Origin of the sequence: Wolbachia endosymbiont of Drosophila simulans wHa, from assembly GCF_000376605.1 — a bacterium.
Classification (GTDB): domain Bacteria; phylum Pseudomonadota; class Alphaproteobacteria; order Rickettsiales; family Anaplasmataceae; genus Wolbachia; species Wolbachia pipientis.
Map to the genome: position 1 here is coordinate 1,034,810 of NC_021089.1, position 25,973 is coordinate 1,060,782.

A 25,973-nucleotide genomic window follows, 5' to 3' on the forward strand; every position below is an offset into this window, starting at 1 on the left:
TATTTGCAAATTATGCAGTTGACAACGGATTCTAGGAGCATATCTTAAAAATAATGTCCATGATGAAATAGACTGGATCCCAGTGTCACGCACTGGGATGACAAGAGAGAGTTCTGAGGTAACAAGAAGATGGTACTGAAATGACATCTGTTGTTGTACCTTCATATGCCAAAATTTAATTAATTTTATTATTCCTCAGCCTTTTTAGGTAGCACTGAACTTCATCGTTAATCTGATTGCTAAACAGTATAAGCGCTGTCATGTTGATCAAAGCTAAACAAGAGAACAAAGTTCCACCGATATTGGCAATAGCCATTATATCTTTAGAAAGGCCAGAGAAAAACGCCACAATTATTACCGCTATGCGGTATATCACTATACTTTTTGCACCGAATAAATATAGCCACCCCATTTCACAACAATATACAAATGAAATTACCGAAGAAAATGCAAACAAAGGAGCAGCTACTGTTAGAAGGATAGGAAACCATGGAGAAACTGTCTCAAATGCCTTTTGAGTAATTAATATTCCCTCACCAACACCTGTTTGGTATGCACCTGTTATTACTATCGTTATTCCAGTTAAACAGCAAATGAGCATTGTATCAAAACACGGCTCTATCATTGCAACAAGCCCTGTTCTTACTGGTTCTTCATCTTTAGTTGTTGCATGAGTAATTGAAGCAGAACCAACACCCGCTTCGCTGGCAAAGATTGCCCTTTGAATTCCAGCAACAAATGCTCCTACCATCCCTCCGCCAACAGCATTGAAATCTATCATAGTGGAAAATAATATTTTCAACGTATAACCAAGGTTATGAATATTAAATGCAATAATAATAATACAACTAAAGATATATATAAGTGACATAATAGGCACTAGTGCAGAAGATACTCTAGCTATCCTTTTAATTCCACCAATAATCACTAGAGCAAGCAGCGCAGAGATTATGGAAGAAAGAAACCAAGAGTGACCATCTACCCAACTTGAATAGCCAGATAATATGGAAACCATTTGGTTGGTTTGAAACGCTACACTTCCACCAAGACCTGATAATACAAAGAATACTGCATACATGGCAGCCAGCACAATACCAAGTTTTTTAAATCCAAATTCCTCCAGACCATTCCTTATATACTGAAAGGGACCACTAAACAATTGGTCCTGATCTTCTGTTCTATGTCTAAACGCCAACGTTACCTCAGCAAATTTTGCTGACATACCAAAAAAACCTGTAATCATCATCCAAGGCACCGCTCCTGGCCCTCCCATTGAAACTGCAATTGCGACTCCAGCAACAGTTCCAAGGCCTACTGTGCTTGAAAGTGCAGTCATAAATGCCTGAAAATGCGTAATATGACCATCATGGTGATTCGTGTCATATTTTCCACATAAAATAGCAAATGCATGCTTAAACATTCTTATGTTGAGAAATCCAAAACGTAATGTTAGAAACACATAACCAAAAACTAGTAGAAGGATTATAAATGGCACGTAAAGGATCTTGAAAAACAGCACTTCATTCATGAAGTTATTTATTCCATTCAACACAGCGTCATAACTTTCGTAAAAACCTGAAGCAGCATGCGCATCATTAAACAATAGACAAAATAACACCATACAAAGTAATCTATAAGTCATGTTTAATACCTTTTAGAATTGTAATAGGAATCTATTGTACTCAAGACTTCCCTTCTCAGTAGATATATTGCAACAGCATTTGGAATCATAAGGCACATAAACAAACTGTCACCTAGATAAGATATAAATTCTATATTCTTTGACATACAACTGATATACACTGAAACCACTATAAGAATTTGGAACGGTATCAGTATTTTTTTACTACCAAATAAATACAGCAAAGCAACTTCACAGTAGTAACAATAAGCTATTATTGTGGAAAATGCAAAGGAAAACATCATTAGCGGAAAAACTAACTTGCTGAACAAGGGCAAAGCTGTTGAAAATATCGAACTAATTAGTGTAATATCACCCACGTTATCAGTGCTATGCATACCAGTGATAATTATCACAATACCAGTCAAAAATGAGATTAATATTGTGTCTATAAGTGGTGCAATCATTGCAACGCACCCAACTTTAATTGGATCTTCTTCTTTTACAGCTGAATGTGCTATAGCTGCTGTTCCGGTACCTGCTTCGTTAGCAAACACTGATCTTCTCACTCCGGCTATTAATCCGCTCAATACTCCGCTTCCTATAGCTGATTTATTGAAGATATCTTGGAATATTATGGATAGAGCATTCAGCAAATTACTTCCGTTTACATAAATTAAATATATACACATACCCACATATAGCACTATCATAATTGGTGCTAAGCTCGTTGAAACGAAAGCAATGCGCTTTATTCCTCCCAATATTACAATAAAGACAAGCAGGGATATAATAATGGATGCGTTGTATTCTAGGAGGTTATTTGATAGTGCTGCTATTTGATTTGCTTGAAATGGTATACCGCCCAAAATCATTGCAATAAGTAGCATAATCGCATAAGTGAAGGCAAGAAATCTACCAGTTTTTGCAAATCCAATTTTTGCAAGCCCGTACTTCATGTAATAAAAAGCCCCGCCAGTTGTATTTTCAGAGCGATAAGTAAATGCAAGCACCACCTCGGCAAACTTTATCGACATACCAAGTATTCCGGTAATTACCATCCAAAAAACTGCACTTGGGCCCCCTATTGTGATAGCTATTGCAACTCCTGATATTGTTCCAAGACCAACTGTTCCTGAAATTACTGTTGCAAACGCTTGAATATGAGTGATTATGCCATTGTTGCTGTTATTACACTTTAGATTGAATAGCGTCTGTATTCCATATTTAAGTAACCTAAAGTTAATGAATTTGAACTGGGCAGTACAAAAGATTCCAGTTGCAATTACCCAAATAATTATAAATGGAATGTTGAATATCTTTATATACAGAAATGAATTTAATAGTTCACTTATCTTCAAAATCATGCAGTTTTCTATTTTTTGTTAGCTAACGAGTTTTATATGTAAAATATATGTAAAACCCGATGCTTATTGGAATAGTAAGTGTATACACTATACCTAAAATTGGTAGAGTCATCCAGGGCTTACTGATGAAAAATACAATAAGTACTCCAAAAAATGACACAAATATATAGGATAGGCTTTTGGGAATATAAATATATTTTGCAGAGAAAGTTGGAATGTGACTTATCGAAAAAAATGAAATGGCCAGAAAGTAACAAGCTACGTTTCTTGTGTTAAAAAATCGCTCTATGAGAAGTAAGTATTCACTCTCATGAGATTGAAAGGTAATAATTATTGGTAACAAAGAAAGTAAAGCACACACTGGAGCTGGAACACCAGAAAAGAAAAATTTTTCCCAGTATGGTTGTTCTGAGTGTAGCGAAACATTAAATCTTGCAAGTCTTATTGATATGCAGATTACGTATATCATTACTAAAATCCAACCTATGACTTTGATTTCGTTTAGCTTCCAAAAATACAAAAGAAATGCAGGCGCTGCACCAAAATTTAGAAAATCTGCAAAAGAATCAAGCTGGGCTCCAAAATCGCTAGTTGATTTTAGAATTCTAGCTATTCTGCCATCCATTCCATCTATTATTGCTGCAATGATGATAAAAATTACTGAGAATTCCCATTGTTCATTAAATGTAAATTTAAGTGAAGTGAGACCAGAACATAAACCCAATAAAGTTATAAAGTTTGGGAATAATTTAGTAATAGGTAAGAATCTACTGTTACTTCCATCGTTATTCATATAACGTCAAAAGTAAGCTTCTCTTGAACGTTTTCCTTATTTAAGTTTGCTATAATTGTTTCACCACCAATAACAGTTTGCCCTTCTGAAACTCTGACTTCTGTATCAGCAGGAACATAGATATTCACTCTACTGCCAAACCTTATAATTCCAAACCTTTCACCTGCTTTTACGTTCTGGGATATTCCTAAATTACAAACGATACGACGTGCAATTAATCCAGCTATTTGCTCCACAATAATTTCTTTCCCCTTTTCGTATTCAATTACAATAACCTGCTTTTCATTTTCATTACTAGACCTATTGCTCATTGCGGATACAAACTTGCCTTTTTTATAACTCATTTCCTTTATCGTACCAGATATTGGTATACGGTTCACATGGACGTTCAAAACACTTAAAAATATGCTAACAAGCGTAAACTTCTTCTCCTCTCCGTTTTCTGCTGATAAAGGATAATTAACTTCTTCAATTTTTGAAATCACACCATCAGCAGGACTTAATATAAGATTCTTATTGTTTGGCACAGCTCTTGCTGGATCACGAAAGAAATAAGTACACAATAATGTCGGAAACAAGCACGTAACGCCAAACCCCCAAGATATAGAGAATGCTATACACGTTACTATAAAGGAAACTACTATAAATGAATAACCTTCCCTGTTTATATTAGGTAAACCAAAACACATAATCTTATTAACAATAACCTATTGTTAACAATTTATCATTTATAATTTCTCATGAAAAGCTTTTTTTAACTGCTTCAGCAAAGTCTTTTTGATACAAGGTAACATTACAGATTGTTATATTAGCACATAGAATTACCGTCATACTGTAACAACCCGTCCAACACAAAATCTAATGCCTAAGTTTAGATCAGAAAACTGATTCTTCTAAAAGTTGCTCACTATCCTCGTCTATTATGATAGAATTATCATGATTTCTGAGTAAATCTCTGATTTTCGTTTCTATTTCATTTGCGACTTCTTTGTTTGTTTTTAGGTAAGTTTTTACATTCTCTCTTCCTTGCCCAAGACGTGTGTTGTTATATGAATAGTAAGCGCCTGCTTTTTCAAGCACACCAAGCTTTGCTCCCATATCTATTATTTCTCCGAGTTTTGATATACCTTCATTGTACATTATATCAAATTTCGCTTCTCTAAATGGAGGAGCAACTTTATTTTTTACAACTTTAACTCTTGTTTCATTACCTGTAATATTTTCTTTGTCTTTTATTACACCAACTTTTCTTATATCAAGCCTTACAGAAGTATAGAATTTTAATGCATTTCCACCCGTGGTAGTTTCAGGATTTCCATACACTACTCCTATTTTCATACGAATTTGATTAATAAATATCAATATACAGTTCGCTTTTGAAACGGCAGAGGTTAGTTTCCGTAGCCCATGACTTAGAAGCCTTGCTTGCAGCCCCATATGTTGATCACCCATATCACCTTCAATTTCAGCTCTTGGAGTTAATGCTGCGACAGAGTCAATAACTATCACATCAACCGCACCAGAACACACTAAATACTCAACAATATGCAACGCCTGCTCTCCAGTGTCTGGTTGTGAAATCACTAAATCATCAGTGCTTACCCCAAGTTTACGAGCATATAAGACATCCAATGCATGTTCTGCATCGATAAATGCGCATGATCCTCCTTTTTTTTGTGCTTCAGCAATCACGTGCAAGGCAAGAGTGGTTTTACCAGAACTCTCGGGGCCAAATATTTCAATTATACGCCCTTTTGGCAGACCTCCAACACCTAGAGCCGAATCAAGCGCAATTGATCCTGTGGATATTGTGTCTATTTTTTCTACAGGGTTTTGCTTCAACTTCATTATTGCACCTTTACCGAATGCTTTTTCAATCTGGCTTATTGCGTTATCTAGCGCTTTTTGTTTATCACTATTTCTTTCTTCTGGGTTACTTGCCATAGATCATTTATTAATTTATATAATTCTCTATGATAATCAAACGCGAATAACCTGCCAAGGTTTTTCTAGTATTTATGTATTATTTCAATGAAAAATATTAACGTTTTCATAAAGCAGATATTTGTTTGCCTTCGTTAGTAACACACTATACTTTAGTGTACGAACGTTGCAATTTGCAGCATAGCAGGTGGTGTCATCCAAGTAGCCAACACTGAAATGACTAAATTCGAAATGGCTACATGAATTTATTGTAAATTACTACCGTATAAGGTGCGATGCAACAAAGCCATTCCAGTGTCAGCTACTTGAATGACACCTCTTAGATGGGTCAGCTACTCAGATCTGCCATGAAAACTGCAACCCTAAATGTTGGAGCACTGTCGTACACTAAGCGCTGTAATGACAATTTTAGTCGCTTCATACACTTATCATGCTAGTCATAACAGAAATAATTTTTACCAAAGATATTTATGAAATAATTGACATAGTTTGGAAATATGTATATTATAGAACATTAATAGTTAGTTAATTTGTAGGTGTAATGTGGCTAGAAATGTTTTGAATGAAAATGAGTACCACGCTTTAAAGCAGTTGTTTTTAACATTTAATATTCAAAAGGAGGATGTGGTAAATTCTGACATTAAGAATATTAAGAAAAAGCTTAGTCAACAATACCGTAAATTATCGTTAAAATATCACTCAGATAAAAACCCAAACAATAAAGAAGCGGAGGAGAAATTTAAGGTTATTGCATTAAATAAGCCATTTTTTGAAGAATTTATAATAGAGCCATTGGAGAAAGGTCTCAATAAAAGAAATAATTTAATAAAAGAATTACGCGGTAAGTTGTGGAGTCGCAGTTATGAAGAATTGCAAAAATACTTAGATGATAAGTGCAGAAATAAACTCTATAATAAGCAGCAGTCAATTAACAATAATGTAACTGCTTATGTAAAATATTCTTCTTATTCAAATCTCTTAGGAGTTCTTTTAGTATCCTTCACATCAATTGCATTTTTAATAATTAATGGTATTTCTTCTAATGTACCAATAGCAGTAGGTTTTCTTGCTCCCTTGTTAGCAGGATCTATTTTGAGTCTAGCTGTTAAGAGCATTTATACTAGAAATGGGAAAGAGTTTAATCATCAGACTAATATTTTATTATTGTTTAACTTTGACCAAGAATGCGAAAATTTTTCAAAGAGTGATAGGACTAAATTAAAGTGGCTAAAAAATTCAGTTATTTTGAGCAACACAATCTGTACATCTTTAATGTTTTTCGGTGTGGGATTAGATTTAGTTGCCAACGGCTTTGGTATAACTAACTCTATGATGTTATCCGGCTTATTACTTTCATTACCATTCACGCTTTTAATTGTTACTTCACCTATTTTAAATGCTGCAAGTAATTATATTCTCAAAAAGACAGCTATAAATTCAATTGAGGAGCAATTTAAAGGTGATGATCAGTTTATAGAAGTCGATAACGAAAAGCCAAGCAGTACTATGAGCAATCAAAGTTATTTCCCCATCGGTCAGTTAATATCATCAAAGTTAGCTATTCTCCATAGCGAAGTCTCTAGCTAGGAACAATGAGCCACAGATTAGTATGGTTTTGACGTTTTGGATAGAGGCTTTTAATATGTGATTTGATATTGCATCGCCAATTGACTCACACTCAATTGCTTTTATTCCTATGTTATTGGCTTTTTCCCTAATCAAGTTTGTATTTGTTGCTTTGGGCTCAGACTTAACACAAACCGCACATAGTAGCTTGATATATGGCTTTAAGTGCTCTAAGAACTCTTCCACATTTCTGTTACGAGTAACACCAAAAATTATATAGATACCTTCAGCAAAATTATCTTTTACCCACTGAAATAGTACTCTAGCACCATCATTATTGTGCGCACCATCTAAAAATAATTGCCAATCTTTTGGTAGTAAAGAAATTAAATTGCCCTCTTTTATACGCTCCAGTCGTGCAGGCCAATAAGTGCACTGTAAACCTGAAGTGATATCCTCTTCTCCAATATCAAATCCATATTTTCCACTCAAAATGCTACATGCTGCAATAGCATTGCCTGCATTGATTATTTGGTGATCACCCTTTAAAGACAGCAAAGGAAATTCTATTGATTGAATAGCTGATTGGAAAACCATTTTGTTGTTCTTTTTTTTGCAATTCCATTCAAAACCTCCTCTATATAAGGGAGATTTCTTATTTATTGCGTGGTATTCTAGCGTGTTCATTATAGATTTTTCTTGTGGTGCTATCACGCAAGGAACATTAGGTTTCATTATTCCAGCCTTTTCACCTGCTATAATTTCTATAGTAGGGCCAAGATATTCCGTATGATCAAGTGCAATGGAAGTAATTATTGTTAAAATCGGACTATCTATAACATTTGTTGTATCAAGTCTTCCACCCATACCCACTTCAATTAAAGTTATATCGGCTTTGTGACGAGAAAAAGCTAAAAAAGCTGCAATAGTTGCAGCTTCAAACAGAGTGATAGGTTGTTCTGCAATTACGGCACGGCATTCTTCTAACAAGCTATATAATTCATTATCGTCGATATAACTGCCTGCAATAACTATTCTTTCATTAAAATTCACCAAATGTGGAGAAGTGTATGCGTGTACCTTATACCCTGCTGCTTGCATTATATATCTTATAAATGCTAGTGTTGAGCCTTTCCCATTAGTTCCAGCTATATGAATTACGGGAGGCACTTTTTTCTCGGGATTATCTAGTTTACTAAGAAAGCTTTTTATGCGATCAAGAGAAAAATCATTCGGCCTGCTACCAAGTGGCTTAGGCCAATGAGGCATATATATCATAGATTATTGTTACATTTTAATTCACCTATCACACTTGCTATGCCATGCGTGTCAATCTTCTCACTAAATTGAGAACGTTGATTAATAGCAATACTTATTCCACTCATTACAACATCACTTATCAAGAAAGAACTGTGATTTTTAGTAACTTTAAAATCAATATTTGTAAATTCTTCATCACCGTAAGAGAACCTTGTGCCAATTAAGCAAGTTTCATCGTCAACTGCTTTTGTACTCATTATGATCATTTCACTATTACTCATGTATTTAGATAAAATTTTAACGCACAAACGTGTAAGATACACTTCATACTCTCTTAAGAAATCTTCCCTTTCCTTCCGGGTAGTCAAAACCCAATATTTTCCCATGACAAATCGAGATATTTCTTTGAGGTTAACATTATTCTGAATGACCTCCTGAAGCTTTTCGTGTACATGCTCTAGGTTTTTTCTATTTCCTTTTGTAGATATGCTGTCTACTTGTTGTTTCATAGTATGCACAAAAATTTTGTGATCTGTACAATTAGTGTAAGCACTTGAAGAAATTACAATAAAAACAATAATGATTAAAACTTTAGTAATATTCATAAGATATACTTAAAATGCAAAGTTTAATAAAGATTAAATAACAATTACTGACTTTAATATACCTATAGACATGCCCTGTGTAAATCATCTATAATTCAAGTAGGGGTCTGTGCTATGCGTTATGAGTTAAGTTAAATTTCCCGAGCGATAATTTCTAGAGAGGGGAATTGCCTCTGCTGGTTTCGTTGAAACTAATATGCGATGCCCACCTTAACTTCAGGTCTCAGGAATCTACTAAGGCTGACGGTAGATACGGATCCTTTTTTGATTGGTGCTAAATTTATGCTTCATCAATACAGAGAACAAGGTACCTTCCTATGTTCGCCTAATGAAGTATTCCAAATTGTAATTGATGTTGAAAGGTATCCTGATTTTGTTCCTTGGTGCAAAGCCGTTTATATAAAAGAAAAAATTGACAATCAAATGGTTGTGGACCTTCTAGCAGCTTTTCATGGAATTAAAGGAAGATATACATCAGAGGTAACCTTTCTTTCTCCAAGTAGAACAAACGAAGGTTGGATAAAAGCTGTATCATCAAATGGAATATTTAAACATCTATGCAATAAATGGCAATTCATTCCCATAGATGAAAATAAAACTATGGTAAAGTTTTATATAGAGTTTAAGTTTAAGTCCAACTCATTTTCAACCCTATTAAACTCAGTATATAAATATACACAAAGTAAAATAATTGCTGCATTTAAAGACAGGGCTGAAAGCCTTGCTAAACAAAAGTTACCTTGACACTATTTATATAAATATATAATTTTTTTAGTAAGTTAAGTATTTATATCGTAATGATTTTTAGACTATTGCTTTTATCAATTTTTATAAGTGTTAATTCTTATGCAGTTGTTAACCAACATATTCAAAAAGAAACTAATGAAATAACATCAAAGGAGTTACTATCACTATTACCCGATGATAAATTATTAGGAGATCCAAAAGCACCAATTCTAATGATAGAATATGCTTCATTAACTTGCTATCACTGCTCTCTTTTTCATAAGAATGTTTTTCCTAAAATAAAAGAGAAATATATAGACACAGGTAAGATGTTATATATATTTCGTCATTTTCCTTTGGATTACAGAGGGCTAAAGGCTGCAATGCTAAGTCATTGCTACGAAAAACAAGAAGACTACTTTAATTTTAACAAAGCTGTTTTTAACTCAATAGATTCGTGGAATTACTACAATTTAAGTGATTTGACTTTACTACAAAGAATTGCTGCACTAAGCAACTTAAAGCAAGATGCATTTAACCAATGCATTAATGATAAGAAAATTATGGATAAAATCATAAATGATAAATCACTGGCAATTAATAAACTTGGTATCACAGCTACCCCAATATTTTTCATCAAGCTTAACGATGGTAAGTCATATATAGAGCATAATAAAGTTAAACATGAAGGGTATAAAGAGCTGAAATACCTCACTGATGTAATAGATAAATTATATGGAAAAGCTATAGTGAAGTAATACCACTGTAGCTTACCATATAAAAGACTCTATGCTGAGTCATTGTTTTTTACGACTGTTTGTTGTTTTTTACGCTCAAATTCTCTTTTTTTACTGTGCCAAGCGTAGTAATACATAGCAATTTTATTCTCTATTAATACTATTGTTCCATCATAAAACTGAACCATATCCATAACTTTTCTCTGAGCTTCATCAAAACGTTCTTTATACTTTTCACGATAAGCTGGATTATTTAGTAACATAACCCCTTCATTCTTGTTAGATTTTTTGTTTAACGTTTCAACTTCGCTAGCAATAGTATAAGACATATAACCCCCTCTAATTGATTATAAAAATTATATTTTAATAAAGAGAAATGCGCATAAACAATCTCTTTAATTCCAGCACAATAATCGACTGCTTATTATACTAGTTAACTATAGTACAATATATAATAATTCTTGTCACTTAAAATTTTATACTATGAAATAATAACTTAAAATAAATGTTTTTATTATTTCAAACTATATTATTATATTTATAAATTGTGTATGAATTAAGCTTCCCTAATTTATAATCTATGCGTAATAATTTTAGTATAAAATTGTCATACATAAGAAATCTATTTGCAAAAGAATTTAAAACAATAGAAGAATATTGTATTCTTGAAAAAAAGCAACATATTCAGATCGGCCATGAAGAAGGAAAGCTATTAAGTTTATTTATAAAAATCCATAAAATCAAAAGTATTGTTGAGATTGGCACGTTATACGGTTATTCGTCGATTTGCATGGCAAAAGCTCTACTGGAAGATGGTCACATATATACAATAGAAAATAACCCTCAATACTCAAGAATAGCAAAAAAAAATTTTAGTGCTTTTAATCTGAGTGATAAAATTACTCTAATAGAAGGCAATGCATTGGAAAAACTTAATGAATTATCAGCAAAAGCACCATTTGACATGATATTTATCGATGCTGATAAAGGTGGTTATCCTAAATATTTAGATTGGGCAGAGTCATACATTAAACAAGATGGGCTAATCGTTGCAGATAACACTCTATTGTTTAACACAGTATTTTTAGAATCGCCTCCAAAAGAAGTATCAGAAAAATCATGGCATGCTATGAGGGAGTTTAATAATAGATTATCAGATGAAAAAAAATATTTCTCTATATTGATTCCAACTGATGAAGGAATGACTGTAGCTTTAAAGCTAACATAAGTTAAAAATCAAGGTCAGCATAATGTTTAGGAGGGATTAAACCAGAAATCCTCTCTAATAATATCTCACGAAAACAAGGCTTTGATTTAACAATGGAGTACCATTCTTTTAAAATTTTACTTTTTTCCCATGGAAAACTACTTACATAGTCTATTACAGAAATATGCGATGCTAAAGTAATATCAGCCAAAGTGAACTTATCGGTTGCAAGCCAAATGTTCTTGTTAATTAAGTGTTCAACATATTCTATATGGCAAAGCAGATTATGCTGAGCTGCATAGATAAACCTAGAATCAGGGCTGCGGTTAGTAATTACTTTTTCATTCATAATATACTTAGTAACTTCATTGTAAAATTTGTTATCGAACCAATTGATTAGAGCGCGTATTTTAGACTTAATAATAGTGGATGAACCAAATAATTTGACGTCGCTATTGTAAGTTTCTTCTATATATTCACAAATGGCATTACTATCCGCTATTACAAAGTTATTATCTATTAATACTGGTACTTGCCCGGTTGGATTGATCTCCATAAATTCATTCCGTTTTTCCCACGGATTTTCATACACTAGATCACAGCCCAACTTTTTTTCTTTGAGAAGGGCTCTAACTTTTCGTGAAAATGGACAAAGAGAAAAATGATATAAAATCATAATATTCCTCTTTTGTTATCCCAGTACCTATAGGTTGTTATTCCAGTGTGTGACACTGAAATCCACATCTTTTTTCTCTGGATCCAAGTTGGGATGACAAGAGAAGAGTATTTTAGGTAACAGTTGTTTACTCCAAAGTAATGTTGCAAGAGGTCTAACATATAAATTATAAGACTAATATAGGATATACCTTGCTAAATAAAAAAAAAAGTATAATATTTTATAAGGTATGCAGGCAAAAACTCTGTAATTTGGTCAGATCAGAAATGAAGCAGCCATATCAGAACCTTTTTGGGTTGCATACCTACTTCATTATTTGTTTTATCCGAAGCTGTGAATATAGCATTAAAACATCGTCCTAGTAGCTTTAAAGATCTAGTAGGTCAAGATATATTAGTGCGTGTATTAGAAAATGCTTTTATTTTAAACAAAATCCCACAATCTATACTGCTCTCTGGTAGTAGTGGAGTTGGTAAAACCACCACTGCAAGGATAATAGCTTTATGTTTGAATTGTTCCCTGGGGCCAATTTTTGAACCTTGCGGATCATGTGAAAATTGTCTAGCAATAAAAAATTCAAGCCATCCAGATGTGATTGAAATCGATGCAGCAAGTCACACTAGCATTGACGATATTAAAGTAATCCTGGGAGATATTTGCTATTCACCTATAAGCTCTAAATTCAAAGTCTACATTATAGATGAAGTACATATGTTATCCAGCAGTGCATTTAACGCATTACTTAAAACCCTAGAAGAGCCACCATCTAGTGTAAAATTCATTTTAGCAACTACGGAAATAAAAAAGATACCGATAACTATTATTGCACGTTGTCAAAGATTTGATTTACACAACATTCCTGTAGCTAAAATAGTGGAACGTTTAAATGATGTTGCACAAAAAGAGAGTTATTCTATTGAAAAGGGAGCATTAGAATTAATTGCACGACACTCTGGAAATTCAATGCGTAACGCCTTGTTTTTGATGAATCAAGCAGTGCTATATAGCAAAGATGGTGCAATATCCACTAAAAATGTGACAGACATACTTGGCCTAGTGGATAAAGATATTATATTTGATCTATTAGGGGCAATATTAGAAGGTGATTTACAGAAAGCTCTATCAGTGTTTGACAAGGCGATAAAAACAGCAAACCCACTTAGTATTTTTGAAGGTCTATTGCAAACAATTCAGTTAGTATGCCGTTTTTTAATTACGAAAGAGATTGATAGTGCAGTTACAGAGTATGAAAAGAATAGGATAAAAGATTTAAGTATAAAGAGATCTTTAATATTTTTTTCAAGATTGTGGAAGGTGTTGCTTAAAGGTATTCAAGATATAAAAACTTCAACATGCAACGATGTTGCTGCTGAAATGATGCTAATTAGTCTTTGCTATCTCTCTGATCTACCTTCTCCAGAACAGGTGATCAAAAAAGTTCTTTCACAAAATGTAGAGCAAGGAAATAGACAGGGCAGACCTGTTGCACCTTCCCCCTCTGTCATCCAAGTAGCTGACTACTCAGATCCAAAAAAATATGTGGAAAGTAAACAACAACCCCACTCTGTCATCCCAGTGCGTGACACTGGGATCCATGTGGAAAATAAACAACAAAATTACGATTTTGATAAGATTTTGCAACTATTAAGGCGGAGTATCCAAATTTATCTTTACAAACAACTGTGTAATAATCTACAATTAATAGATTGTAAACCTGGGTATTTAAAATTAAAAGCTGTATCTAAGTTGGACAGTAATTTTTGCAATGATTTAAAAAATTACTTAAACCAGGCAACTCAGCAGGAGTGGGTTATTACAGTTGATACGGGTTATATAAACAGGGAAGTGAGTAATTTAAATTATGCACCTGCAGTCAAGGATATACTTGACATGTTTAAAGGTGCAAAAGTAGTTAATATAGAAAATAAGGAGTAAGTTGTGGATTTTAGTCAAATAATGAAACAAGCGCAAGAGATGCAAAAAAAGCTTGCAGAAGCTCAAGAAAAATATATTGGAAAAGAGTTTCAAGGTATTTCTGGTGGTGGCAAAGTTTCTGTATTAGTGGAAGTCATAAAAATAGGTAGCTATAAAGCTAAAAAGGTGAACATAGACTTAGAACTTATGAGAAATGAGGAAAAAGATATAGTAGAGGATTTAGTAACAGCAGCGTTTAATGATGCCGTTAAAAAAGCAGAAGAAGATATGGCAAATGCAACTTCTGATCTCGCAGGTATGATGGGTTTACCACCTGGATTTAAACTTCCTTTTTGAATTTACTACTGAAGTTTCTTTTAGTGTAAGTATTTTTTTTCTAATACTAGACTTCTTTATATAATGCGCCTATAGCTAGCACAGCCCTATGTCATACCGCAATTCATTCCACAACTGTACGAACATTGCAATATGGCACATAGTAAACGATGTCATTCCAGTCTGGAATCCAGCCTTGCCGTAATCTCATCAAGAACGTTGTGTTTTAACATAAAACGGCTACTTTTATGCTTACCAACTTAATAAAATTCCTGATCCCAGTGGGCTTTGTTGCATCGCTCAAGTGAAAAGAACTGGCAGTTACTGACAAAATTCATTATAAATAGCCATTTAACTGTTGAAGAAAAAATATGCCACAAAAAATGAGAGTCAGTAACTGCCATGAATATAACAAATTTCTCCAAGAAAGAGGAAGCATTTTTTGTTATATCAATGACGCCATAGAAAATTGGTACGAGAATTGTCCAAAAATGCAGGGCGGCAACTATATTTATAGTGATAAAGTTGTGATTTTGGTGCATATAATCGTCAGTTTCTTTAGAATTGGTTTAAGACAAACAGTCGGGTTTATAAAAGGGTATTTGCAACAAATAGGAAGAGATTTGGCAGTTATCAGCTATTCACAAGCATCAAGAAGGTTTAAGAAACTTAATATTAAGATAAATGATTGCAGAAAATAATATGGAAGATATCGAAATTGCTATAGACAGTACAGGAATTAGTATATACAACAACACTCCTGGTCACAGCAAGGAAAATAGCACTGACAGAAAATATCGTGGCTATGAGCAAACGAGAAAATTGCACGTAATGTTGAATATAAACAACAAAAAAGCCATAGCTGTAAAATACAGTAACGGTGTCTACTCTGATCACTATGGAGCTTGTGATTTGCTAAAAGAAGTTGATTTTCAGCATGCCATAAAAGCACTATATGCAGATAGAGCATGTGATAGGCACAAGTTTTATAAGTTGTGTAACGAATATGATATAAAGACAAAAATTCCACCAATAAACAATGCGGCAGAACATCCAGAAACAGATTATATGTCTGACAGGAATGCTGCTATTAGGTTAATAAAATTATACGGTGAAGATGGCATGAAAGAATGGAAAAAAGAAGTAAATTATGGGAAAAGATCTTATATTGAAGGGTTTTTCTCAAGATTAAAGCAAATATTCGGATTTAGTTTTAGGAATAAATCTGAGATAAATCGAGAAAAAGAACTGCTAATCAAATGCTATTTGCTTAATAAATTCACTGATATTGGTATGGCTAAATTTGAGATAGTTACATGAATTTACCATAAATCACCATCTCATAAAGTGTGATGCAACAAAGCCATCCCAGTGTCATGCTACTTGGATGACAAGAAGAGGGTACTTGGATAAGAGGCATTGCCCTCCTGGTAGGCCCAAATTGCAATGTTCGTACAGTTGTGGATTTCTCATCCGCTAACAAGCAGCGAGATGACGAGGTCTTTCGATAGTAAATCTTACCTGTGTTAGCTATACCAAAAAATCAAAAGTCGTATTTATTCATTAATAAAATCTTTGTCTTCTCCTAAAAATTAGTTAAAATGTAGAATATTTTGTGTTATTAAGTTAGCACTTGACTTAACTTTAGTTGTTACTTAGACTGCTAAAGTGGAATTTTAATTTTTTTTACGAGGACAATTATGCATTATAAAAAGTTTTTTTCAGCAGCCGCTTTAGCAACGTTGCTAAGTTTATCAAACTCTGCTTTTTCAGATCCTGTTGGTCCAATAAGTGATGAAGAAACTAGCTACTACGTTCGTTTGCAATACAACGGTGAAATTTTACCTCTTTTCACAAAAGTTGATGGTGCTACAGGTGCTAAAAAGAAGACTGCGGATACTGATACAACTACTGACCTTTATAAAGCTTCTTTTATGGCTGGTGGTGGTGCATTTGGTTACAAAATGGACGACATCAGAGTTGATGTTGAAGGGCTTTATTCGCAGCTAAGCAAGGATACACTTGATGTAGCTCCTACTCCAGCAATTGCAGACAGTTTAACAGCATTTTCAGGATTAGTTAACGTTTATTACGATATAGCAATTGAAGATATGCCTATCACTCCATATGTTGGTGTTGGTGTTGGTGCAGCGTATATTAGCACACCTTTGGCAACCGCTGTGAGTAGTCAAAATGGTAAATTTGCTTTTGCTGGTCAAGCAAGAGCTGGTGTCAGCTATGACATAACTCCAGAAATCAAACTCTACGCTGGAGCTCGTTATTTCGGTTCTTTTTGTGCTCATTTTGATAAAGATACTGCTGCAGCAAGCAAAGACAAGGGGGAACTCAAAGTTCTTTACAGCACTGTTGGTGCAGAAGCTGGAGTAGCGTTTAATTTCTAGTCTATCTCAGTCTTGTTATCCCAGTGGGTTTTTTCTTGTCATCCAAGTAGCATGACACTGGGATCTAGAAAAAAGAAATGTGGATTCCAGTGTCAAGGCACTGGAATAACACTATTTGCTATGTGTTTAAGCTATAACGTTTACCATTGTACTGGTAGAATATCATCTAAAGTTACATAATGTTATCCAATTAGCTAACACTGCGGCCTACTGTCTCCAAGAAATTAGATGGAAAATTTGTACTTTTTTCAAATCAAAGCTTGAATTTTTGCTGGAAAATCAATATATTATATGCATGAAGTTTTAATTTAAGTTGTTATGTTGACCCCAATGGCAAGCTTATGTGTCGATAGCAGAACCAATCTCATGCAATATATTGCTAGGGTGCGAAAATTTCCCATGCTGTCTCAAGAGGAAGAAGTACAACTAGCAAAAAATTGGAACCAATACAAGGATATTTCTTCTGCTCATAAATTGATTACCAGCCATTTGAATTTGGTAGTGAAAATTGCAATGAAATTCAAAAATTATGGACTATTGTTGATGGACCTGGTCATGGAAGGGAATATGGGTTTAATGCATGCAGTAAAAAAGTTTAATCCTGATTTAGGGTTTCGTTTTTCAACTTATGCAGTGTGGTGGATTGAAGCTTCAATAAAAGACTTTATATTGAAATCTTGGTCATTTGTGAAAATAGGCACAACGCAAGCACAAAGAAGATTATTTTTTAGTTTACGTAAAATAAAAAAAAGAATTTTACAGTATACAAACAGAGAAACTTTAAATAATGAAGAAATAAAAGCAATATCTAATGAGCTTTCTGTATCCGAAGGAGACATTATACAGATGAATTACCGTTTGGCTTGTAAGGATCAGTCGCTAAACGATTGCATAAAAATAGGTGATGACTCTAAAAGGGAGCTACAAGATATGATCCCATGTAACTTGGTCAGTCAAGAAGTAACTTACCAAAATCATGAAGAGAAAGAATTAAAAGAAACAATTTTAAACAATGCACTAGCAAGTCTCAACGAAAGGGCGAGAGACATTTTTATCAGTAGATATTTGTCTGAAAACACTCAAACTCTGGATGAACTTAGTAAAAAATATTGTGTTTCAAGAGAAAGAATAAGGCAGTTGGCTGAGCAGGCGATGGCTAAGGTAAAACAATATATACAATCAGAAAGTTTGAAATTTGGTTTGCATGCGTAGTTTTTTTATATTTCTAATATTTTTTTCAATAGGCGCTTTTGCATCAGTTAGTGATGTGCAATTGAAGGAAAAATATAAAGATTGGCTCGTGTATACTGCATTGGAAGATGGAGAGAAGGTATGTTATATTGTATCCTATCCTAAAAAAAAAAGCGAACATTATACAACCAACCGAAAGCCATATGTAATGGTTAGTTATGTTGATAAAAAAGCAGATGAGGTAAGCGTTACCTCTGGTTTTCAGTATGATAAGGAGCCTGTAGCTCTCAATATCGACAAAAAAATTAAATATACACTGCCTATAATACAGGGAAGTTTTGCGTGGGCAGAGCATACAAAAATAGATCAAGATCTCATTCTAAAAATGAAGCAGGGATTATCAATGGTAGTGAATGGGAAAACAAAAACAGTGACCATTGATGATACTTATTCCCTACTTGGGTTTCAAAAAGCGTATCAAAAAATGCATGATTCATGCCATACAAAGTAAATTATTGTAACAGAATACCCAGCTATAGTATAAAATAGACTACTCTTTCAATGAATAGCACTTTACTTTATATGGAATGCGGATATCATTTAAAATATATTTTTGAGAGTTAGTAATGTCAGAGGTTGCAGGTGTAGACACAGAAATCAAAAAGCAAAATTCTGTGTGCGAGCAGATGCGTTTTAGCGTGAGCCGCACAAGTCTTTTAAATACATTATCCAGAGTAAGTGGAGTGGTCGAAAGGCGTAATGCAATAGATGTTTTGGCATGTATAAATATCAAAGCACAACATGGCAGCATAAAATTAATGGCAACTGATCTTGACATTTCAATGTTTGCCTCACTTGCTGCAACCGTATTAACAGAAGGAGAAGTAAAAATTTCAGCGCATACTTTACATGACATAGTGAAGAAGTTACCCGCTGATTTGGATGTCAATTTTGAAGTAAACAACCAAGGAAAATTATTGATGTCTTGCGGAAATGCAAACTTTTCTTTACCGAATGTAGTTTCAAGCAGTTTTCCTGCTCTTGAAGAAGACAATTATAAATATGATTTTACTCTACTCAATACGGACCTGATAGACTTATTAACCAAAACAAAATTTGCTGTATCACTAGATGATACAAGGTATAATTTAAATGGAATATATCTACATACAGATGAGCAGTTTCTGTACTGTGTTGCAACTGATGGCCATCGTTTATCGTGTATAAAGAGGCCAAAGCCTGGAAATATCAATGGCGAATTCGGTGTGATCATTCCACGTAAAACTGTTATGGAGTTGTTAAAAATATTGGACGATTGTAATGAAATTAAAGTAAAACTCTCAGACAGAAAAATCAAGTTTACATGCGGTGAATATATTCTAATATCAAAATTAATAGATGGAACTTTTCCAAATTATAAAGCAGTTATTCCAGCATCTCAAGATAAGCATATGATTATTGAAAGTAAAAAACTTTCAGATGTTATAGATCGAGTTTCCGTTGTTGTATCTGATAAAGTAAAATCCATTAAATTCTCACTACAAGAAAAGCTGCTAACTCTGCATTCAAACTCCCAAGAGTGCAGTGATGCAACTGAATCCATAGAAGTGGACTACAATGAAGCCCCTATAGAAATAGGGTTCAACTCGCGTTATTTGCTTGATGTTCTATCTTGCATAAAAAATAAATGTAAGTTTAGCTTAGCCGATGGTAATAGTGCTACAATTATCACTGATGAAGATGATTCAAATGTATTATATGTAGTGATGCCAATGAGAACTTAAACTCGTCATCTCGCTGCTTGTTAGCGAGATCTGGAGATACTGCGGCGGTATGACACTTATTTCACTAAGAACGTTACTTTTTATTAAATTAGTAATCTATCTTTACCAAATACAAGCCAAAAGGCGGCGCGGTAACCCCAGCAGCACTTCTTTTGCATTGGCTTAATATATGTAGCATTTCTTGCGGATTGGTTCTATTTTTTCCAAATTCAACTAAAGTACCCGCAATAATCCTCACTTGGTTATGTAAAAAGGAAATAGCAGATATTTTGATGTGTATATGATTCCCGTTTTGTACTATATCGATATCATCAATTGTTCTTATCGGATTTGCGGCGTGACAATCTTTTGAACGAAAACTTGAAAGGTCATGTTTTCCAAGTAGATGTTTAGCAGCTTCACGCATAATATTTACATCAAGTGGGTTAAACACTTGCCATACATAACCCGTCTCCAGAGCGGCAGGAGCATAGCGATTAACTATTCTGTATTCGTAATATCTTTTTTTTGCTGAAAACCGTGCGTGAAACGCATCATCTACAACTTCTGCATTAAGCACAACTATAGGAATTGATTTTAAATGATAATTTATTGCGTTTCTTATTCTATAAAGCTCACATTCCTTTTCCATATCAAAATGAGCAACTTGTCCTAAAGCATGAACCCCAGCATCGGTCCTTCCACCACAGTACAAGGCAATTTTCTCACCACTAAAATTAAATATAGCATTTTCTATCTTCTCCTGGATTGAGTTAGCAGAGTGTTGCTGTTTTTGCCAACCAGAGAAACTACTACCATTATATTCTACCGTTATTTTGTATCGCACTGCATTACATCAAGCTCTATCTAAAATAGTCATTTTCTATCTTAACATAATTTATGGTCAAGCCTACAGTGCTGCCACTCCCATAAAGTAGTTCGTCCAATCTTAAATCTTGCTGCCACTGCTTCTCTGCTTTCTCCTTCGTCTAGCGCCTCCATTGCTTTTTTTCTTAAATCATAACTATATGCTGCTGGCATTCAACCTCCTTATCATTATCTATCCTTATCACATCCGGACTTCTATGAAAAGAGCTATAAATCGTGAAAAAGAACTGCTCATTAAGTGCTATTTGCTTAATAAATTTACTGACATTGGTATGGCTAAATTCAAAATGGCTACATGAATTTATCGTAAATTATTACCGTATAAGGTACGATGCGACAAAGCCATCCCAGTGTCAGCTACTCGGATGACACCGTCATAAAGGAACCAGTGTTAGCTACTTGGATGACAACCATTGTGCTTGAGGCAAAATTGACTATCACTTCTTTTTATAGAGCTTGCTCCAAACTTTGTTGTTAGTTAATACAAAAAACACTGTTAAAATTATAAAATACGCCACTACTTTTAATCCAAGTTTATGCCGGCGCTCTAATTCTGGCTCTGCTGCCCATTGTAAAAAATTTATCACATCATACGCCATATTTTCAACTGTGGCTTGCCTTGCACCATCATATTCCACCATTCCTTCAGAAAGTGGTGGCGCCATAGCTAATCTGCCTGTTGGAAAATACGAATTAAAATATAAATCATTTTCATCGTGTTCGCCGTTTTGATAGCCTGTTAACAATGAATAGACATAATTTGCACCATCATGCCTTGCTTTAATAATTAATGATAAGTCTGGTGGGACTGCACCATTGTTGCTTGCTGCAGCTGCTTCTTTTGTATCAAAAGGCGCAATAAAATAATCCGAAGGTACTCCAGGTCTGTCAAACATTTCACCCAAATCATTCGGACCATCTTTAACTTGATAAGAAGCTGCTATTTGTTTTACATCTTCTTCAGAAAAACCGACATCTTGCAAATTACGAAATGCTACCCTATTCATTGAATGACAAGCAGCACAGACTTCTTTATACACTTTATAGCCACGCTGAATTGACTCTCTATCGAAAGATCCGACAATTCCATCAAATTTCCAGTCTATTTTCTTATTTGGTGATGATTTAAATTCTTCTGCAGATATAAGACTAGATAGAAATAACATGCAGAAGATTGCAAATACATTAGATCCCATGCATAACCACTGTTTTAGTAAATTTCGAATTGATGTCATGCAAGTAGCTGACACTGGAATCCAGCTTATTTCATCACTGACATTATGGTTATCATGCACTCCTAGAATCTGTTGTCCATTGCATGATTTGTAAGTATTTTTATACCTGGATCCCAGTGTCAAGCACTGGGATGACAACGGAAGATAGTGGAATGACACTGTGTGTTGTATACAACGTTCATACAATTGTGTACATGATGCTGGAATCCATTTATTTTTTTTCTGGATCCTAGTGTCAAGTACTGGGATGACAAAAGAGGGCTCTGGGATGACAGAGAATTTTGTAAGAGATCTGCTTTGAATTGACATCACCTCATCTCCGGCACAGAATCACTTAAGGTTTTTGGTGGTTCTTTTGGCTTTTCATACTTACTAAGCAGTGGTAAAACTATCACAAAGTATGCAAAGTAATAAAGAGTAGATAGCCTACTCATAGTGATGTAAGGCTCTTTTACCTCTTGTCCTCCAAGCCAGGCAAGAAGTACAAAATTTATTGCAAAAACCCAAAAAAATTTCTTAAACACCGGGCGATAAGCACCACTTTTAACTTTTGATTTATCAAGCCAAGGTAACAAAAACCACACTAAAATAGACGCAAACATGGTAAGCACACCAGTAAGTTTATCTGGAATTGAACGTAGCATTGCATAAAAAGGTAAAAAATACCACTCTGGCACTATATGTACCGGAGTGACCATAGAATCAGCTTCTATATAATTGTCTGGATGCCCAAGATAATTGGGAGCATAGAAAACAAATGCGAACAAAACTACAAAAAACAGACCAAAAGTTATGCAATCCTTGACTATATAATAAGGATAGAGAGGGATGGTATCCTTATCTGATTTTACCTCCACTCCACTTGGGTTACCAGAGCCAAACCTATGCAGAGCTATCACATGAAGCATAGCTAAAGCAATAATAACAAAAGGCAGAAGATAATGCAGAGCGAAAAAACGGTTAAGTGTTGGGTTATCCACTGAAAAACCACCCCATAACCATATAACTATTTTATTGCCAATTAAAGGTATAGCAGAAAATAAGTTGGTTATAACTGTTGCACCCCAGAAACTCATTTGTCCCCAAGGCAATACATATCCCATAAAGGCAGTTGCCATCATTGCAAAAAATATAAATATTCCAATAAACCACACCATCTCTCTCGGTCTTTTATAAGATCCGTAATATAATCCACGCATTATATGAACATAGACTACCATAAAGAAGAGCGATGCTCCAACAGCGTGAGTGTAGCGTATTAACCACCCGTAATTCACATCCCGCATTATGCGCTCTACACTATTAAACGCATAATCAACATGCGGAGTGTAGTGCATAGCAAGAAATATACCTGTTATTATTTGTAAAATCAGCGCTATACCAGCCAAAGAGCCAAAGTTCCAAGCATAATTTAAGTTTTTTGGCACTTGGTAAGAAGCAGTGTGTCTTAGAAAAGAAAATATAGGCAATCTATATTCTATCCATCCTAATATGCCTTTTTCTTCTTTTATTGTTTCTTTTTTGTTATCTTCCTGCATAACTTAAACCTTTCTGAACACATGTCCATTGCTACTTTTATCTTATTTTTTTATTGTAGCAACTTATCCTTTACGCACAAATAAAAACTTTAAAGCAATATTAATTACCTCTTCAGCAACCTGTCACGTGCTGCGTTTAATTTTTGTGCAAAATATTCCGAGCCTCCTTTATCTGGGTGAACTAATTTCATTAAATTTTGATTGCTTTATTGATTTCATTTTGGTTCGCTCCAGAATCTATTCCTAGCACTTTAAATGCTCCATCTCTGAACATGTTACTACTACCAGACTAGTATGATTTTGTCTTGTAAATTTATTCAACAACCCTATTCTAACTATATAATGAAAAATTATCTACAAAGTGTTTATGAAGATGGTATGAAAATCCAACTATCTAAAGTCAACAAATATTTATTAGTTTTACTGATTACTGTCTCAGCATTTCTCATATCTGGGCAAGTATCCAGTTCAAGCAATATCGAGAATGATTTTCAAGATTTACAAGAAAAATTACCATTATTGAAAGATCAGGATTTGTTATTTTTAGATCCAGCTTCAGCTTTAAATTATGGTGATAGGGCAGGTAAAAAAGTGTTAATGGTTATAGTTCACCATACTGAAACATCAACACTAAAAGGTACAAAAGATACGCTGAATGCTAGAGGATTGTCAGTTCATTTTATTGTCGATAGGGATGGCAGCATCACCTTAATGGTTCCATTAGAGAAAGAAGCATGGCATGCTGGTATTAGTTATGCAAGAGTTAAGGTAGATAGTAAGCTTGAAGAGTTACGGAAGCTTAACAACTATTCTGTAGGTATTGAAATTGTAAACACAGGACTTGAGCCTTTTCCGGAAGAGCAAATGAGATCTGTTAAAGAGCTGATTTTATACCTTATGGAGCGTTTTAAAATTAAAAGGGATATGATATTTAGTCATTCTGAAATAGGAACTATAGTGTATGATCCAGAGCTTGGCTATACAATGCGTAAACCAGATCCACACAAATTGTTTGATTGGGAGTTATTAGAGAAAAATGAAATTGGATTGCACATAAGTGACAGAATAAACCCTAAAGATGCTAAACACAAAATGGGCAAAACATTGTATAAAGCAGGTGATAGAAATGAAGGTATTTTGAAATTAAAACAAAGGCTGAACAGATTTTTCTATAAGATAGAACCTTGGAATGATAAGAAAGGTAATGTAATTTTTCCTGATAATAATGCTGATTACTCAGATGAGTTTGATGAGAATTTTGTATGGGTTATTTATCAGTTTTCAATACATAATTTACCAAGAGAAATTAGAAAAGATCTACCTCTTAAACTAGAACAAGCAGATATATTTCCTGAATTCTTTAGTGAATATAGTCATGGCATTTCTTCTAGTTATCTAACCTTTAGTGAAAAAATTAAATCGACTCTACAACCATGTTTAAGCAAAGTAGATTATGAGAATTTATTATCTTCTCTTGCACAATATGAGAATAACATTTCTCCTGATGCATCTACCACTTTAATGTACAAAATTAAGTTATACTATGATTCTTATTTAAGATATCGCATATAGTCTTCACTCTATAAACCATTTAAGCTTAATGTATTGGAAGAGTTAGAGATTTTAAAGAGTGGAGTGTTATCTTTAAAATCTCTAGATAGCTCTAAAGCTGCAGAAGTTTCCAGTTTAATTGATAGCTTTAAAGTAGATATTTCTTTAGAATTTCAGGGTTTTGAAAAACAGTGGTTTCAGGAGTTTAAGAATGCTTGGAGACAAGAATTTATACCTTCCCTGGAAGAACAGATAACATGGACTGCACTACATGAAGCAATATTGGAGTATTTAGAAAAAGCAAAGGAAGAAATTCGTTAAACGAAAACTTTTTTTAAGATCACTTTTTTAACAATTTATCACGTGCCGCATTTAGCTTTTGCGCAAAATATTCCGAGCCTCCCTTATCTGGGTGAACTAATTTCATTAAATTTTGATATGCTTTATTGATTTCATTTTGACTTGCCTCAGGATTCAGCCCCAGTATCTTTAATGCTTCATCCTTGGACATGTTATCACCAGTGTAATTTTCAGTATAACTTCTACTGCTACTAAATTCGTTCAAAAACTTACTCAATATAGAGTTCATCATGAAACTCATATTATTTTTTTTTGTCAGGAAAAGAAAAAATATAACAACGCTAGGCAAGACA

Annotated in this window: 25 protein-coding genes, 2 other RNA genes and 3 pseudogenes; 16 read left to right on the forward strand and 14 right to left on the reverse strand. The window is 34.0% G+C overall.

The features are described 5' to 3' along the window. Window positions 1-175 precede the first annotated feature (175 nt). The 5 genes from WHA_RS04695 to recA all read right to left on the reverse strand — a co-directional run bounded on the left by WHA_RS04695 (window position 176) and on the right by recA (window position 5,725). Window positions 176-1,642, reverse strand: coding sequence for an alanine/glycine:cation symporter family protein (locus tag WHA_RS04695; RefSeq protein WP_015589349.1), 1,467 nt, complete (start codon window positions 1,640-1,642; stop codon window positions 176-178). A 2-nt stretch (window positions 1,643-1,644) separates the two neighbouring features. Continuing rightward, a complete protein-coding gene (locus tag WHA_RS04700; protein WP_015589350.1) occupies window positions 1,645-2,988 on the reverse strand; it encodes an alanine/glycine:cation symporter family protein in 1,344 nt (447 codons plus the stop codon). 22 nt (window positions 2,989-3,010) lie between these two features. Continuing rightward, a complete protein-coding gene (locus WHA_RS04705; protein WP_015589351.1) occupies window positions 3,011-3,781 on the reverse strand; it encodes a CDP-alcohol phosphatidyltransferase family protein in 771 nt (256 codons plus the stop codon). Further along, complete coding sequence (locus WHA_RS04710) at window positions 3,778-4,470, reverse strand: phosphatidylserine decarboxylase (protein WP_007548750.1); 693 nt, start codon at window positions 4,468-4,470, stop codon at window positions 3,778-3,780. The genes WHA_RS04705 and WHA_RS04710 overlap by 4 nt, the downstream gene beginning before the upstream one ends. A gap of 187 nt (window positions 4,471-4,657) precedes the next feature. Further along, window positions 4,658-5,725 carry a recombinase RecA gene (gene recA, locus WHA_RS04715; protein ID WP_010963008.1) on the reverse strand — a complete coding sequence of 356 codons (1,068 nt, stop codon included), beginning with the start codon at window positions 5,723-5,725 and terminating at the stop codon, window positions 4,658-4,660. 624 nt (window positions 5,726-6,349) lie between these two features. On the opposite strand from recA, the gene WHA_RS04720 reads away from it, so the two are divergent. Continuing rightward, the gene (locus tag WHA_RS04720; RefSeq protein ID WP_077188321.1) at window positions 6,350-7,312 is read left to right on the forward strand and encodes a J domain-containing protein; all 963 of its coding nucleotides are present in this window, start codon (window positions 6,350-6,352) and stop codon (window positions 7,310-7,312) included. Here the strand turns inward: WHA_RS04720 and WHA_RS04725 are convergent. Then, window positions 7,280-8,569: a bifunctional folylpolyglutamate synthase/dihydrofolate synthase gene (locus tag WHA_RS04725; protein ID WP_015589353.1), complete on the reverse strand. Its 1,290-nt coding sequence runs from the start codon at window positions 8,567-8,569 to the stop codon at window positions 7,280-7,282. The genes WHA_RS04720 and WHA_RS04725 overlap by 33 nt on opposite strands. Then, window positions 8,566-9,156: an MlaC/ttg2D family ABC transporter substrate-binding protein gene (locus tag WHA_RS04730; RefSeq protein ID WP_015589354.1), complete on the reverse strand. Its 591-nt coding sequence runs from the start codon at window positions 9,154-9,156 to the stop codon at window positions 8,566-8,568. The genes WHA_RS04725 and WHA_RS04730 overlap by 4 nt, the downstream gene beginning before the upstream one ends. A gap of 101 nt (window positions 9,157-9,257) precedes the next feature. Here WHA_RS04730 and ssrS point away from each other — a divergent pair. The 3 genes from ssrS to WHA_RS04740 all read left to right on the forward strand — a co-directional run bounded on the left by ssrS (window position 9,258) and on the right by WHA_RS04740 (window position 10,640). Further along, a non-coding RNA gene (ssrS, locus tag WHA_RS06585) (6S RNA) lies at window positions 9,258-9,419 on the forward strand. A 19-nt stretch (window positions 9,420-9,438) separates the two neighbouring features. Further along, window positions 9,439-9,900 (forward strand): type II toxin-antitoxin system RatA family toxin, encoded by a 462-nt coding sequence (locus WHA_RS04735; protein ID WP_041573611.1) that lies wholly within the window; start codon window positions 9,439-9,441, stop codon window positions 9,898-9,900. 53 nt (window positions 9,901-9,953) lie between these two features. Next, the gene (locus WHA_RS04740; protein ID WP_015589356.1) at window positions 9,954-10,640 is read left to right on the forward strand and encodes a DsbA family protein; all 687 of its coding nucleotides are present in this window, start codon (window positions 9,954-9,956) and stop codon (window positions 10,638-10,640) included. 29 nt (window positions 10,641-10,669) lie between these two features. Here WHA_RS04740 and WHA_RS04745 read toward each other — a convergent pair whose 3' ends face one another. Continuing rightward, window positions 10,670-10,948 carry a DUF2671 domain-containing protein gene (locus WHA_RS04745; protein ID WP_007551133.1) on the reverse strand — a complete coding sequence of 93 codons (279 nt, stop codon included), beginning with the start codon at window positions 10,946-10,948 and terminating at the stop codon, window positions 10,670-10,672. Between the two features lie 251 nt (window positions 10,949-11,199). Between WHA_RS04745 and WHA_RS04750 the strand changes: the two genes are divergently transcribed. Beyond that, complete coding sequence (locus tag WHA_RS04750) at window positions 11,200-11,847, forward strand: O-methyltransferase (RefSeq protein WP_015589357.1); 648 nt, start codon at window positions 11,200-11,202, stop codon at window positions 11,845-11,847. 1 nt (window position 11,848) lies between these two features. Here the strand turns inward: WHA_RS04750 and WHA_RS04755 are convergent, their stop codons facing one another. Then, window positions 11,849-12,502 (reverse strand): glutathione S-transferase family protein, encoded by a 654-nt coding sequence (locus tag WHA_RS04755; protein WP_015589358.1) that lies wholly within the window; start codon window positions 12,500-12,502, stop codon window positions 11,849-11,851. 218 nt (window positions 12,503-12,720) lie between these two features. Between WHA_RS04755 and ffs the strand changes: the two genes are divergently transcribed. From ffs to dnaN, 8 genes and pseudogenes are all read left to right on the forward strand, one after another. Next, an RNA gene (ffs, locus tag WHA_RS06590) (signal recognition particle sRNA small type) lies at window positions 12,721-12,820 on the forward strand. Between the two features lie 15 nt (window positions 12,821-12,835). Continuing rightward, window positions 12,836-14,437 carry a DNA polymerase III subunit gamma/tau gene (dnaX, locus tag WHA_RS04760; RefSeq protein WP_015589359.1) on the forward strand — a complete coding sequence of 534 codons (1,602 nt, stop codon included), beginning with the start codon at window positions 12,836-12,838 and terminating at the stop codon, window positions 14,435-14,437. Between the two features lie 21 nt (window positions 14,438-14,458). Continuing rightward, window positions 14,459-14,773, forward strand: a complete 315-nt coding sequence (locus WHA_RS04765) for a YbaB/EbfC family nucleoid-associated protein (protein WP_041573540.1) — start codon at window positions 14,459-14,461, stop codon at window positions 14,771-14,773. A gap of 350 nt (window positions 14,774-15,123) precedes the next feature. Continuing rightward, window positions 15,124-16,072 (forward strand): annotated as a pseudogene (locus tag WHA_RS06595) (IS5 family transposase). A gap of 380 nt (window positions 16,073-16,452) precedes the next feature. Next, on the forward strand, window positions 16,453-17,154 hold the full coding sequence (locus WHA_RS04780) for a P44/Msp2 family outer membrane protein (protein WP_015589361.1): 702 nt from the start codon (window positions 16,453-16,455) through the stop codon (window positions 17,152-17,154). 318 nt (window positions 17,155-17,472) lie between these two features. Continuing rightward, the gene (locus tag WHA_RS04785; protein ID WP_015589362.1) at window positions 17,473-18,366 is read left to right on the forward strand and encodes an RNA polymerase factor sigma-32; all 894 of its coding nucleotides are present in this window, start codon (window positions 17,473-17,475) and stop codon (window positions 18,364-18,366) included. Continuing rightward, window positions 18,359-18,856 (forward strand): invasion associated locus B family protein, encoded by a 498-nt coding sequence (locus tag WHA_RS04790; protein WP_015589363.1) that lies wholly within the window; start codon window positions 18,359-18,361, stop codon window positions 18,854-18,856. The genes WHA_RS04785 and WHA_RS04790 overlap by 8 nt, the downstream gene beginning before the upstream one ends. A gap of 115 nt (window positions 18,857-18,971) precedes the next feature. Further along, window positions 18,972-20,129 carry a DNA polymerase III subunit beta gene (gene dnaN, locus WHA_RS04795; RefSeq protein WP_041573541.1) on the forward strand — a complete coding sequence of 386 codons (1,158 nt, stop codon included), beginning with the start codon at window positions 18,972-18,974 and terminating at the stop codon, window positions 20,127-20,129. An 88-nt stretch (window positions 20,130-20,217) separates the two neighbouring features. On the opposite strand, the gene truA is transcribed toward dnaN, so the two are convergent. Next, a complete protein-coding gene (gene truA / locus WHA_RS04800) occupies window positions 20,218-20,955 on the reverse strand; it encodes a tRNA pseudouridine(38-40) synthase TruA (RefSeq protein WP_015589365.1) in 738 nt (245 codons plus the stop codon). A gap of 71 nt (window positions 20,956-21,026) precedes the next feature. Next, window positions 21,027-21,149, reverse strand: a pseudogene (locus tag WHA_RS04805) (IS630 transposase-related protein); the annotation flags it as partial. Between the two features lie 47 nt (window positions 21,150-21,196). Between WHA_RS04805 and WHA_RS07570 the strand changes: the two are divergent. Then, a pseudogene (locus tag WHA_RS07570) lies at window positions 21,197-21,295 on the forward strand (IS5 family transposase); the annotation flags it as partial. A 138-nt stretch (window positions 21,296-21,433) separates the two neighbouring features. Here WHA_RS07570 and WHA_RS04810 read toward each other — a convergent pair. Both WHA_RS04810 and WHA_RS04815 read right to left on the reverse strand, forming a co-directional pair. After that, window positions 21,434-22,192, reverse strand: coding sequence for a cytochrome c1 (locus WHA_RS04810; protein WP_010963022.1), 759 nt, complete (start codon window positions 22,190-22,192; stop codon window positions 21,434-21,436). A gap of 347 nt (window positions 22,193-22,539) precedes the next feature. Next, window positions 22,540-23,769, reverse strand: a complete 1,230-nt coding sequence (locus WHA_RS04815; RefSeq protein WP_006280242.1) for a cytochrome b — start codon at window positions 23,767-23,769, stop codon at window positions 22,540-22,542. Window positions 23,770-24,111: 342 nt separating this feature from the next. Here WHA_RS04815 and WHA_RS04825 point away from each other — a divergent pair, with 342 nt between their 5' ends. Continuing rightward, the gene (locus WHA_RS04825) at window positions 24,112-25,341 is read left to right on the forward strand and encodes an N-acetylmuramoyl-L-alanine amidase (RefSeq protein ID WP_227738561.1); all 1,230 of its coding nucleotides are present in this window, start codon (window positions 24,112-24,114) and stop codon (window positions 25,339-25,341) included. Window positions 25,342-25,374: 33 nt separating this feature from the next. After that, window positions 25,375-25,641: a hypothetical protein gene (locus WHA_RS07105; protein ID WP_227738562.1), complete on the forward strand. Its 267-nt coding sequence runs from the start codon at window positions 25,375-25,377 to the stop codon at window positions 25,639-25,641. A 19-nt stretch (window positions 25,642-25,660) separates the two neighbouring features. Here WHA_RS07105 and WHA_RS04830 read toward each other — a convergent pair whose 3' ends face one another. Continuing rightward, window positions 25,661-25,912, reverse strand: coding sequence for a J domain-containing protein (locus tag WHA_RS04830; RefSeq protein WP_223823149.1), 252 nt, complete (start codon window positions 25,910-25,912; stop codon window positions 25,661-25,663). Window positions 25,913-25,973 lie beyond the last annotated feature (61 nt).